Source organism: Marinobacter changyiensis (genome assembly GCF_009193265.1).
GTDB classification, from domain to species: domain Bacteria; phylum Pseudomonadota; class Gammaproteobacteria; order Pseudomonadales; family Oleiphilaceae; genus Marinobacter; species Marinobacter changyiensis.
Window position 1 is genome coordinate 1,068,407 of record NZ_VZZZ01000001.1, and the last position, 12,392, is coordinate 1,080,798.

Below are 12,392 nucleotides of genomic sequence, written 5' to 3' on the forward strand. Positions count from 1 at the left end.
TAATCGTTAATCGGTAATCAGTGGTCTTCGTGCGCCGCGCTGAGGTATACCACAGCCAGCGTTGTAAAGATAAATGCCTGCAACAGTATCACCAGAATGTGGAAGATGGCCCAAGGCACGTTAAGCGTCCATTGCACCCAGAAAGGCAACAGCGCAATCAGGATAAAGACAACTTCACCGGCGTACATGTTGCCAAACAGACGCAATGCAAGGCTGATCGGTTTAACAAAGAGCACCAGCAATTCAAGTACCAGGTTGAACGGAATCAGGGCCCAGTGGTTGAAAGGGGTAAACGACAGTTCTTTCAGGAAGCCGCCTGGGCCTTTTACCTTAAAGCTGTAGAACAGGATCAGCAGGAACACGCCAATGGAGATGCCAAAGGTGCCGTTGGGGTCCGTGGTCGGAACAATCTTGAAGTATTCCAGGCCCATGGCGTGAGCGATGGTCGGGATATAGTCCACCGGGATGAGCTTGAGACTGTTCATCAGCAGTATCCAGACGAACATTGTCAGTGCCAGCGGCGCGATAAGCTGGTTACGACCGTGGAAACCGTCTCTCACCATACCCTGGATAAACTCGACAGAGATTTCCACGGCATTCTGCAAGCCACCCGGTACCCCGGAGGTTGCACGGGAAGCAACGAACCGGAATATGCCCAGGAACAGGATGCCCATCACGATCGACCACCCCAGGGTGTCCACATGAAAAGCCATGAATCCCATGTCGGAGGCTTCAGCAGCCGTGCGCGCGAAGGTCCACGAGGCTTCTTCCACGACTGTGCCGTCAGCACGCTCATAACCTTCCGGCAATTTGCCATAGGTCAGGTTCTGTAGGTGGTGCTTTATATACTCTACTGGGGTATCAGCTGCCATACTGCTCTCGTCCAGTCATCGCTGTGTTTGGGGCTGTATGAACCAGCGCAAGGCCGAACTCAAGACAACCATCACAGCAAAAGTGAATAACAAAGCCGGCGCATGCACCGGCTCCATTAAGATAAAAACGGCCGCGAAAAAAACCGCGGTAAGGGCAAGCTTTACGCTTTCTGCCCTGAACAAATCACCGACCATCAAGCGCGCGTTACGGGCGCCCTGAAAACGAAACATCCGGTGAGCAAAATACGCGTTTGGAATGACATAAATAAGACCGCCCAACAATGCGGAATAACCAGCCAAACGACTTTCAAAGCTCCACAACACGCTCAGTATGATTAATATCGTGCCCTCGGCTATCAACCATCGGGCAAATGGCAAGTGGATGAATCGTGTTCCGGTTTTCGTCATGGGAGCGAACCTTGTTCAGTACCTGCTTCCTGGCGATGAAACCTTCACCTGCTGTCCTACCAAGCGCGCGAATTATATGTGTTAACCGATAGGTGTTCAACTGACACTGACAGAAAGCTGGCGAAAAAGTAGGCATTTTTCGTGAGCCCGAAATCACAACCTAATACAAGTTGTGGTTTCTAACCCATTTCATCACAACATATGGTGGTTTTGACGCAACCCAGTACCTTAGGCCAATACACCAAGGTTGTTACTTGATGTGACCCAGAATACCATCCAGTTCATCCAGTGAACTGTATTCGATCACCAGTTTGCCTTTGCCACGCTGGCCATGATCGATGGCGACACGGGCACCGAGACGTTCAGCAAGGTCATCCTGAAGTGCGCGAATATTAGGGTCGAGTTCTGTTTTTGTCTTTGCTTTATGGCCCGGCGTTTGCTGCTGTAAATTACGTACCAGAGCTTCGGTCTGCCGCACCGACAACGATTTTGCGACCACTTGCCGTGCCACCTGCATCTGCTGCTCGGGCGGCAGGGTCAGCATCGCACGGCCATGACCCATTTCAAGATCTCCATGCTCCAGCATGACCCGGACGTCTTCGGTCAGGCTCATCAGCCTCAGCAAGTTGGTAATCGTTGTGCGGGATTTGCCCACTGCCTCGGCCACCTGGGCCTGAGTGAGGCCGAACTCTTCCTGCAGGCGCTGCAGTGCGAACGCTTCTTCGATAGGATTGAGATTTTCGCGCTGGATATTCTCGATCAGCGCCATCGCAATGGCTGCTTCGTCGGGCACATCACGGATAATGGCCGGGATGCGGTCAAGCTCGGCCATCTGAGTCGCCCGCCAGCGGCGTTCACCGGCGATCAGCTCATACCGTCCTTCCGTCAGCGGCCGCAATACCACAGGCTGCATGACACCCTGTTGCCGGATCGAGTCTGCCAGTTCCTGCAGTGCTGTCGGATCCATGTCCCGCCGGGGCTGGAAACGACCTCGCTGAATCAGATCGATAGGCACTTCCCGGAGTTCACCGTCATGCTCGCTGACGTCCCGGCCCAGGTTTACCTTGGAGCCTGCCAGCAACGCACCCAGTCCGCGCTCACCCAATCCTCGTTTTTTCGCCGCCATGGTGTTGGTCATTCGTCCAGATGAATATCAGTCGTTGAGAATTTGCCGGTATCTTACACGGCAACGGCGGGTGATGTCTTTGGTGTGCCGTGCCGTCGGACCATCTCGCCTGCCAGCGCAAGATAAGCGATGGCACCTTTGGATATGCGATCGTACTTCAGCGCTGGCAGACCGTAGCTTGGTGCCTCGGCGAGCCTCACATTGCGCGGAATCACGGCCTTGTAGACCTTATCACCGAAATATTCGGTCAACTGGGAAGACACATCGAGTGTAAGGCTGTTGCGGGGGTCATACATCGTGCGCAGTATGCCTTCTATCTGCAACGCCGGGTTGACCGTTTCCTGAATCTGCTCAACCGTATTCATCAGGGCCGCCAGACCTTCCAGGGCATAGTACTCGCATTGCATCGGAATCAGCACCGTGTCGGCAGCGGAAAGCGCATTAACCGTCAGCAGGCTGAGGGATGGTGGGCAATCGATCAGAATGTAATCGTAGTTGTCGCGCACAGTGTTCAGTGCAAGCCGCAACCGGTGCTCCCGGCCAATCTCATTCATCAGCACCACTTCCGCGGCGGTCAGATCCCCGTTGGATGGCAGAATGTCGAAGCCTGAAGCCTCGGCCGGGATTATAACCTCGGCGGCCGTTGCCTGTTTGGTCAGCAGGTCGTAGCCGGACAACGCCAGCCCGCTTTTGTCGATGCCGCTGCCCATGGTGGCATTACCCTGAGGGTCCATATCCACCAGCAGCACCCGTCGCTTGATCGCTGCCAGAGAGGCACATAAATTGACGCAGGTCGTGGTCTTGCCGACGCCGCCTTTCTGGTTGGTGACCGCAATGACGCGTGCCATGGCTAAGCTCCTGTCCTGGGGATACGATCAATAATGAGCAAGTGGCGCTCGCCCGCGCAGCCCGGCACCAACAAAGAGTGGTGGGATCTGAGCTGCCAGCCGTGTGGTAAACACGCTACCTCATCATCCGGAAACTGGCCTTTCATGGCAAGGAACTCCCCGCCGTCTGCCAGCAAATGCCCACACCAGTGCACCATGTTTTCAACAGCGGTAAAGGCGCGGCTGCTGATCTGAGTGTAGCGGATACCGTCATCACAAGCCTCGGCACGACCATGGATGACCCGGACGTTCGCAAGTTTGAGTTCCAGCACACACTGGGTCAGAAACCGGGTCTTCTTGCTGTTGCTGTCCAGCAGAGTGAACTGTACATCCGGGTTGATGATGGCCAGCGGTATACCGGGCAGCCCGCCCCCCGCGCCCACGTCCAGCAAATGTGCGGTCGTCAGAAACGGCTGAATACTCAGGCTATCGAGCAGCTGCCGCGACACCATCTCGCCGGGCTCACGCACCGCGGTCAGGTTATAGGCCTGGTTCCATTTGGTCAGCAACGCCAGAAATCCCAGCAACTGTCGTTGCTGGTCAGCATCCAGAGCCCGTCCAAGCTCCATCGAACCCTCTGCAAGCTGGCGCTGCCACAGTGACTCACTCATGGCAGCCAATCAGGCGGATTGCTTGCGCAACAGATCGCGCTTTTTCAGGTGAACCAACAGTTGCGACACTGCCGCCGGGGTCACCCCCTGGATGCGGGAGGCCTGGGCGATGGTCTCTGGCCGCACTGTTTTGAGTTTCTGGCGGATTTCGTTCGAGAGACCACCGATCGCATCAAAATCCATATCGATGGGCAAGGCGGTATTTTCGTTGCGGCGCAGGCGCTCGATTTCATCGGTCTGACGGGAGATGTAACCCTCGTACTTGACCTCGATTTCAACCTGCTCGGCCACGATCGGGTCCGGGGCCTGCTCGCCACTGATTTCAGCCACATGACGATAGACAATCTCGGGCCGGCGCAGCAGGTCGGCTAACGAATGCTCCCGGCTCAGCGGACGCTGCAAATACTGATCGGCAATCACGCCCTGGTCACTGCCGGGATGCACAAACGTGGTGTCGAGGCGGGTTCTCTCGTTACCGATGGCTTCACGCTTCTCACTGAAACGGGCCCAACGATGCTCGTTGACCAGGCCCAGGCGATAGCCGGTTTCGGTCAGCCGCAGGTCGGCGTTGTCTTCCCGCAGGATCAGCCGGTATTCCGCCCGGCTGGTGAACATCCGGTACGGCTCCGAAGTACCCATGGTGATCAGGTCATCGACCAGTACACCCAGGTAAGCTTCATCACGACGCGGATACCAGGCGTCTTTTTCCTGGGCCTTCAGGGCCGCGTTAATGCCTGCCAGCAGGCCCTGGGCACCGGCCTCTTCGTAACCGGTGGTACCGTTGATCTGCCCGGCGAAATACAAACCCTGGATGAATTTGGTTTCCAGGGTGTGGCGAAGATCTTGCGGGTTCAGAAAATCATATTCGATGGCGTACCCCGGCCGGGTAATATGGGCCTGCTCAAAACCGGGAATGGAGCGCACGGCGGCCAGCTGGATATCAAACGGCAGGCTAGTGGAAATACCGTTGGGGTAGAGCTCATTGGTAGTCAGCCCTTCGGGCTCGACAAAAATCTGGTGGGAATTCTTGTCCGCGAAACGATTCACCTTATCTTCAATAGACGGACAGTAGCGGGGACCGATGCCTTCGATATTGCCGGCAAACATCGGCGAACGGTCGAAACCGCTACGGATAATATCGTGGGTTTCCTCAGTCGTGCGGGTAACGTAGCAGCACACCTGCTCCGGGTGCTCACTGCGGGAACCCAGGAAGGACATGACCGGCGTGGGGTCATCGCCCCATTGCTGCTGCATCACCGAAAAATCCACACTGCGGGCGTCGATGCGGGGCGGGGTACCGGTTTTCAGACGACCGACATTAAACGGTAATTCCCGTAGTCGCTTGGCCAGCGCGTTGGCCGGTGCATCGCCAGCACGTCCGCCGGCGTGGTTCTGCATGCCAATGTGGATAACGCCGCCCAGGAAGGTGCCGGTGGTCAGAACCACCGTGCTGGCATTAAAACGGATACCGGTTTGGGTGACGACACCGGTGACGGTTTCACCCTCGACGATCAGATCATCCGCCGCCTGTTGAAACAGCGTCAGGTTCGGCTCGTTTTCCAGCACGCTGCGAATGGCCGCCTTGTAAAGCACCCGGTCAGCCTGGGCACGGGTGGCGCGGACCGCCGGGCCCTTGCGGGAATTCAGGGTGCGGAACTGGATACCGGCGAGATCGGTAGCGTGCGCCATGGCGCCGCCCAAGGCATCAATTTCCTTGACCAGATGACTCTTGCCAATACCGCCAATAGCCGGGTTACAGGACATCTGCCCCAGGGTTTCAATGTTGTGGGTCAGCAACAGCGTCCGGGACCCCATACGGGCGGCCGCCAGGGCAGCCTCGGTACCGGCATGACCACCACCAATGACTATCACATCGAAACGACTCGGAAAATCCACACATCACCTCATAAAAAGACCGAAAAATCAAGCGGGGGAGTATAACGCCTCAACGCTTCAATTGCAGCGAGAATGTGCAATTTTTAACCACATCAGGAGAATAGGGGCTTACGGCTACCGAGTTGACGAACCCTGCACAACATTAAAAGCAAACATCGTCTATTAATCAGGCGCTTGGGGTGATGACTTGATAAAACGTTTCAATAAAGTTATCCACATTTTACAAGTCTCTTGAGTCACTTAATTTTTCATTTAACCTATTGTTTATTATAGGTATTGTAAAATTCATCCTCAGCTTATCCTGAGGTTGTTCAGTACTTTATCCACAGATTTTCAGGCCCGGGTTTGCCGTTGCATCACCCTGACTCGGGCTTCCAGATCCGCCGCCCGAACATCACCAGCGGCGAAAGGCTCCCGGACCAGCAAATGGATCCGGGACCAGAATCGTGTCGGCCAGTGCTTCATGGCAGCGCCCCCGGCATTGCTGAAAAAGCTGCCCCACAGTCCCTGCAACGCCATCGGCACAACCGGTACCTGATAACGCTCCACAATCCGCTCAACCCCCGGGCGGAATTCGCCCACCTCCCCGTCCCGGGTCAGCCGCCCTTCCGGAAAAAGACACACCACGTTGCCTGCCTGAAGTTCTTCCTCAATACGATCAAAAGCGGCCTGGTATATGTCGGGTGCTTCGCTGCGAGGGGCAATCGGAATGGTCTTGGCCAGCCGGAAGAACGCCCCCAGAACCGGTGTCCGGAAGATCCGGTGGTCCATCACAAAGCGAACTGGCCGACGTACAGCGCCGCCGATTACCAGTGCATCCATGTAGGAGACATGGTTGCAGACCAGCAGCACCGGCCCGTCTTCGGGAATGTGGTCAAGGCCGTGGCTGCTTACCCGGTAAAGGGTGCGGGACAGCAGCCAGATCACAAACCGCAGGGCGAACTCCGGCATCTGCTGGTAGACAAATCCGGCCACGACCAGGTTCATGATCGACAACACCAGGAAAAACTCGGGAATGCTCAAACCCAGAACACCCAGCATTACGATACCCATAAGTGCGCTCACCACCATGAACAGGGCATTCATGACGTTAAGCGCTGCGATAATGCGGGCGCGTTTTTCTTTCGGAGTCTCGTGCTGGATAAACGCGTATAACGGCACGATGAACAGGCCGCCCGAAATACCGAGCCCCAGCAAATCAATCATGATGCGGCGAAAACCGGCGTCGGTCAGCATCAGCCACCAGTCCGAAGGTACCGGTTGTGCCGGCATGTTGAAGTACAGATCCATGCCAAACAGACTCAGGCCGAGAGAGCCGATAGGCACAATACCCAGCTCAATACGGTGGCCTGACAGCCGTTCACACAACATCGAACCCACTGCAATACCGATGGTAAATACCGCCAGCAGCAGGGTGACGACGGTTTCGTCACCCATCAGATCGGTTTTGGCGAAGTTGGGAAACTGGGTCAGGTAGGCGGCCCCGAGAAACCAGAACCAGGAGATCGCCATGATACTCAGCAGCACCACATGGCGTTCACGAGCCAGTTCTATTAACCGCCAGGTTTCCCGCAGGGGTTGCAGGCGAATGTTCAAGGTCGCCGATCCCGCCTCCGTCACCGGCACCTGACGCGCCACCAGATAACCAACAACTGCCATCACAAGAACACCGACTGCCGCGATTTTCGCTGCCGGCTCAAACCCCATGATCAGACCCGCCGCAATGGTGCCGAGCAGAATCGCGACAAAGGTTCCCATGCCCACCAGCGCATTACCGCCGACCAGTTCGTCGTCTTCAAGGACCTGGGGCAATATGGCGTATTTTACCGGGCCGAAGAACGTGGATTGCGCGCCCATCAGGAACAACAGCAACAACAGTAATTCATACCAGCCAAACCAGAGTCCGGTCGCCGCCACCAGCATGATGCCTATTTCGAGCAGTTTGACTCGACGAATCACCAGGGATTTTTCGTACTTGTCGGCAACCTGGCCTGCGATACCGGAAAACAGGAAAAACGGCAGGATGAACAGGAAGGCGGCAAAGTTGACCACGATATCAATGGGCAATCCCATCAACTCGCCAGCACGGTAGGTAACCAGCAGCAGTAAGGCGTTTTTGAACAGGTTATCGTTGAATGCGCCCGAAAACTGGGTCAGGAAAAACGGCAGGAAACGTCGTTCCGAAAAAAGCCGAAACTGGCTGTGGTCGGCCATAACAGTTTGTATCCCTTAAAGCAGCTCCATGGTTCAGCGCAACGATGCGATAAAGTGGTCATGGGGGCAACCGGTTTCTGCCTGCGTGGAGCGCCTATTGCTCCCGTTTTGACTGCACCGAACCAGCCAGCCCCCCGCGGCTGCCTTCCGCACGGGTCTGTTGGTCCAACTCTACGGCAACAGAGTTTGCCGACTTCGCAAACCGTGCCAACAGGTTGTACAACACCGGAATAATAAACAACGTCAGGGTGGTGGCGAAAATCAACCCGCCGAGCACCACCACGCCAATCGCGGCACGGCTCTCAGCCCCGGCCCCGGTAGCTATAACCAATGGCACTGCACCAAAGATGGTGGAAATGGTGGTCATCAGAACCGGCCGGAAACGCAGGATGGCGCCTTCCAGAATGGCGTCATGCACACTACGGCCTTGGTCCCGCAACTGGTTGGCAAACTCCACAATCAAAATGCCGTTTTTTGCCATTAATCCCAGCAGCATGATGATGCCTATCTGACTGTAGATGTTCAGACTGATGCCCGATATCCAGAGCGCGGCCAATGCTCCTGTGACCGCCAGCGGCACTGACAGCATGATAATAAACGGATGTATCCAGCTTTCAAACTGGGCAGCCAGCACCAGGAATACAATCAGGAAGGCGAGGCCAAAGGTCAGGTAGATCGCCGCCGATGACTCCTGAAACTCCCGGCTCAGGCCTTTGTAACTGACCCTTGCCTCCGGGGGCAGGAAGTCCACGGCCAGGCCATTGAGGTAGTCCAGCGCGGAGCCCAGGGCATAGCCGGGGGCCAGGGACCCGCTGATCACCACTGCCGGTAAGCGGTCAATCCGTCTCAGGTCCGGGTTGGCACCAATCTCAGCAATGTCCACCAGGGCTTGCAGCGGCACCAGTTCTCCGCCAGCGCGAGGCCTCAGGAAAATCTGGCCGAGGTCTTTCGGTGAGGCCCGGTCGGCATCACCGGCCTGAAGAATCACATCGTATTCGCGACCGCGGTCCAGAAAGGTTGTCACCTGTCTTGATGCCAGCATGGTTTGCAGCGTCAGACCCACATCCTCGATGGTCACATCCAGGTCAGCCGCGCGCTGGCGGTCAATGGTAACCCTTAATTCGGGCCGGGTAAGCTCGAAATCGGTTTCCAGGTTTTGAAGGTTAGGATTTTCCTTGGCCCGCTCGAGGATCTCCTGGCTCCAGGCCTGGACGGTCTCGTAGTCCGGCCCGCCAATCACGAATTCGACCGGCTGGTTGAAGCCCCGTTGACCAAGGCCAGGCGGATTAATTGCCACGGAACGCACGCCGGGCACCTCGGCCAGCTTGGGAAACAGCTCGGCAGCAATCTCTTGCTGTTTTATCTCCCGCTCACCCCAGGGCACCAGACCCATGATAAGGAAGCCGCGATCGGCCTCCTCCCGGAAGCCAACAATCGACAACAGACGGTTGGAGACGCCCTGCTCAAGGTAGGGCAGCAGACGCTCCTCGATTTTCCGAACATGGTGATCGGTGTATTCCACCGTCGAGCCCCTGGGCGCGCTGGTGGGCATGATGATGATGCCGCGATCTTCCGTGGGTGCAAGTTCCTGGGGCAGCTTCGGGAAAATCACAGCCGCCACCAGCATGCCGGCGACACCCAGGCCAATCAGCAATCCTGACTGCCGTAACGAGAACCGCAGTAACCGCTCATACCCTCGATTCAGACTGGTCAATACCCGCTCGCTGGCAGCCCAGAGCCTGTGACCTTCTTCGGTTTCGGGGCTGTGCTTCAACCACTTAGAGCACAGCATCGGGGCGAGGGTCAGGGCGACAAAGCTTGAAACCACCACCGCCGTGGCAAGGGTAAATCCGAACTCGCCAAATAACCGGCCGACATTGCCACCCATCATTGAAATCGGTACGAACACCGCAATCAGCGTCAGAGTGGTTGCGATGACCGCGAACGCCACCTGCTTGGCACCCCGGTAGGCGGCAAGCAGGGGTGGTTCACCGAGGTCAATCCGGCGCTGGATGTTCTCCAGCATGACGATGGCGTCATCCACCACCAGGCCGATGGCAAGGATAATGGCCAGCAGCGTCAGTACGTTGATTGAAAAACCAAGGGCACTAAGTCCGACGAAAGCGCCAATGATGGAAACCGGGATGGTCACCGCCGGAATCAGGGTCGCTCGCCAGGACCGCAGGAACACGAATATGACCAGAATAACCAGGGCAATCGAGATGGCCAGCGTAAACAACACTTCCTGAATGGAAGCGCGGATAAAAATGGACTCATCGTAGCTCTCGGCGATGGTCACTTCCGGCGGTAAGGTTGCACGTATGTTCTCGAGTTCTTTGCGAACAGCATCAGATACAGCGACGGTATTGGACTTGGACTGCCGGATAACACCCATTCCGATGGCGGTGCGACCGTTGGCCCGAAGCCGACTGGTATCGGATTCCACACCCATCTGTACGTTGGCCACCTCGCCAAGCCGTAACAGGTCATTGCCATCCCGGCGCACCACCAGATTCCGGAATTCCTCCACTGTGGACAACCGACCCTCCGCCCGCACCGTGAAATCCCGTGAGGTGGATTCGATCGACCCTGCCGGCAATTCTACGTTGTTGGACCGCAGCGCCTGTTCAACCTCAGCGACCGTAATGTTGCGGGAAGCCAGCCGCTCCTGATCAAGCCAGACACGAATAGCGTACCGCCGTTCACCGCCAATCCGCACATCGGCGACGCCATCCAGCACGGATAACCGATCGGCCAGAACCCGTTCTGCAAAATCACTCAGCTCAGCGCTGTCCCAGACATCGCTGCGCAGGGTGACCCACATCATCGGTCGGGCGTCTGAATCCGCTTTGGCTACGACCGGCGGATCGGCCTCTTCCGGTAACTGATTCAAGACCCGGGAAACCGCGTCCCGGATATCATTGGCAGCGATATCCACATCACGGGAAGTGCTGAATTCAATCGAGGTGCGGGACTCCCCCTGCTCAGTGCTGGATTCGATGGAACGGATGCCTTCCACACCGCTGATCGCGCCTTCAATAACCTGGGTGATCTGGGTGTCTACAACCTCAGCCGCAGCCCCGATGTAATCCGTGGATACGGAGACCACCGGCGGGTCGATGTCCGGGTATTCACGCACCGGCAACCCCATAAGGGCCGCCACCCCGAATACCACAATGAGCAGGCTGATGACGGTGGCAAAAACCGGGCGCTTGATGGAGACATCGGAGAGAATCATGAGTTACTGCCAAACCCGGGACGTGGAGGAGTCACTGGAAATCAGCGCGTTGTCATCCTCCACTATCGCAACCCTGTCGCCGCTGCTGAGGCGATCCTGACCCGTAATGATGACCGAATCCGTCGCCGACACGCCGTCGGTTATTTCCACCAGACCCGGCTCCCGCGAACCCAGATTGACCTCCACCCGGCGCGCTTCGCCATCGTTGGCGACAAACACAAAGGCCTTGCTGCCCTGAACCAGTACCGCCTGCTCAGGAATAACCAGGGCCTCGCGTTCCTGTAGCGTCAGGCTGACCGACATGAACTGACCCGGGCGCAAGCGACCTTCCGAGTTATCAATCATCGCCTTGACCGGCAGCGAACGGCTCAGTTCGTTGATACGGGTACCCAGTTCTGCCAGGGTGCCATCGAATGCCCGATCCGGGAACGCAGCGGTTTTGGCCGTCAGGACCTGACCCTGGGTGACCTGACCCAGATAACGCTCTGGTACCGCAAAGGTCAGCTCCATCTTGTCGGTCGCATCCAGGGTGGCGATGGAATCCCCGATATCGAGGTAGGCGCCGACACTGATATCCACCAAGCCGACGACACCAGCAAAAGGCGCCTCAATGCGGTGATCGTTCAGACGCGTGCGGGCCGCTTCCAGTTGCGCCGCAGCGACATCGAGGGTAGTGCGCAAGGCATCGACCTGGGCCTGGGAGATGCTGTTATTCGAACGCAGGCTTTGTGCACGGTCATACTGCCGCCTGGCATCCACATACTGGGCGTTCGCAACCCGTAAATCCGCCTGGGCCTGGCGGTCGTCCAGCCGAACCAGCAACTGGCCGTCGGCAACAGGATCACCCGGGGCAAAATTCAGTTCGACAATGCGCCCGCTGACCTCACTGGTGAGTTCGATTTCCTGGCGGGAACGCAAGGTACCCACCGCCACCACCACGTCACGGACCCGATCCGTCCTGGGCTGAACCACGTTGACGTTGCTCGCCCGCTTTTCACGGGTCTGTTCGGTGTCCTTGCCGTCGTCGAAGTAAAACACGGCGCCAGCTCCGACTGCTGCAAGAACGATGATTGTGATTGCGATCAGCCATTGCTTTGCCATATCAGTTCTCGTGGTAAACCATCCCAATTATCCGTCGAG

At 57.0% G+C, this 12,392-nt stretch carries 9 protein-coding genes; all 9 read right to left on the minus strand.

Annotation, left to right across the window (positions count from 1 at the left end; genetic code table 11):
- Window positions 1–17: 17 nt before the first annotated feature.
- The 9 genes from atpB to F6Y09_RS05190 all read right to left on the minus strand — a co-directional run bounded on the left by atpB (window position 18) and on the right by F6Y09_RS05190 (window position 12,353).
- The gene (gene atpB, locus F6Y09_RS05150) at window positions 18–872 is read right to left on the minus strand and encodes a F0F1 ATP synthase subunit A (RefSeq protein ID WP_152205806.1); all 855 of its coding nucleotides are present in this window, start codon (window positions 870–872) and stop codon (window positions 18–20) included.
- A gap of 15 nt (window positions 873–887) precedes the next feature.
- Window positions 888–1,280 carry an ATP synthase subunit I gene (locus tag F6Y09_RS05155; protein ID WP_152205807.1) on the minus strand — a complete coding sequence of 131 codons (393 nt, stop codon included), beginning with the start codon at window positions 1,278–1,280 and terminating at the stop codon, window positions 888–890.
- A 250-nt stretch (window positions 1,281–1,530) separates the two neighbouring features.
- On the minus strand, window positions 1,531–2,406 hold the full coding sequence (locus F6Y09_RS05160) for a ParB/RepB/Spo0J family partition protein (RefSeq protein ID WP_152205808.1): 876 nt from the start codon (window positions 2,404–2,406) through the stop codon (window positions 1,531–1,533).
- A 53-nt stretch (window positions 2,407–2,459) separates the two neighbouring features.
- A complete protein-coding gene (locus tag F6Y09_RS05165) occupies window positions 2,460–3,254 on the minus strand; it encodes a ParA family protein (RefSeq protein ID WP_152205809.1) in 795 nt (264 codons plus the stop codon).
- A 2-nt stretch (window positions 3,255–3,256) separates the two neighbouring features.
- Entirely contained in the window at window positions 3,257–3,904 is a 648-nt protein-coding gene (gene rsmG / locus F6Y09_RS05170; protein WP_152205810.1) for a 16S rRNA (guanine(527)-N(7))-methyltransferase RsmG, read from the minus strand.
- Between the two features lie 9 nt (window positions 3,905–3,913).
- Window positions 3,914–5,800, minus strand: coding sequence for a tRNA uridine-5-carboxymethylaminomethyl(34) synthesis enzyme MnmG (gene mnmG / locus F6Y09_RS05175; RefSeq protein ID WP_152205811.1), 1,887 nt, complete (start codon window positions 5,798–5,800; stop codon window positions 3,914–3,916).
- Window positions 5,801–6,133: 333 nt separating this feature from the next.
- On the minus strand, window positions 6,134–8,014 hold the full coding sequence (locus F6Y09_RS05180; protein ID WP_152205812.1) for an MFS transporter: 1,881 nt from the start codon (window positions 8,012–8,014) through the stop codon (window positions 6,134–6,136).
- 94 nt (window positions 8,015–8,108) lie between these two features.
- Window positions 8,109–11,252 (minus strand): efflux RND transporter permease subunit, encoded by a 3,144-nt coding sequence (locus tag F6Y09_RS05185; protein WP_152205813.1) that lies wholly within the window; start codon window positions 11,250–11,252, stop codon window positions 8,109–8,111.
- A 3-nt stretch (window positions 11,253–11,255) separates the two neighbouring features.
- Window positions 11,256–12,353 (minus strand): efflux RND transporter periplasmic adaptor subunit, encoded by a 1,098-nt coding sequence (locus tag F6Y09_RS05190; protein ID WP_152205814.1) that lies wholly within the window; start codon window positions 12,351–12,353, stop codon window positions 11,256–11,258.
- Window positions 12,354–12,392: the final 39 nt, after the last annotated feature.

Bases quoted from the DNA above. Each gene is read 5' to 3' on its own strand.
- F6Y09_RS05190 (WP_152205814.1), bottom strand. From the start codon at position 12,353: ATGGCAAAGCAATGGCTGATCGCAATCACAATCATCGTTCTTGCAGCA.
- F6Y09_RS05185 (WP_152205813.1), bottom strand. From the start codon at position 11,252: ATGATTCTCTCCGATGTCTCCATCAAGCGCCCGGTTTTTGCCACCGTC.
- F6Y09_RS05160 (WP_152205808.1), bottom strand. From the start codon at position 2,406: ATGGCGGCGAAAAAACGAGGATTGGGTGAGCGCGGACTGGGTGCGTTG.
- F6Y09_RS05165 (WP_152205809.1), bottom strand. From the start codon at position 3,254: ATGGCACGCGTCATTGCGGTCACCAACCAGAAAGGCGGCGTCGGCAAG.
- F6Y09_RS05180 (WP_152205812.1), bottom strand. From the start codon at position 8,014: ATGGCCGACCACAGCCAGTTTCGGCTTTTTTCGGAACGACGTTTCCTG.
- rsmG (WP_152205810.1), bottom strand. From the start codon at position 3,904: ATGAGTGAGTCACTGTGGCAGCGCCAGCTTGCAGAGGGTTCGATGGAG.
- atpB (WP_152205806.1), bottom strand. From the start codon at position 872: ATGGCAGCTGATACCCCAGTAGAGTATATAAAGCACCACCTACAGAAC.
- F6Y09_RS05155 (WP_152205807.1), bottom strand. From the start codon at position 1,280: ATGACGAAAACCGGAACACGATTCATCCACTTGCCATTTGCCCGATGG.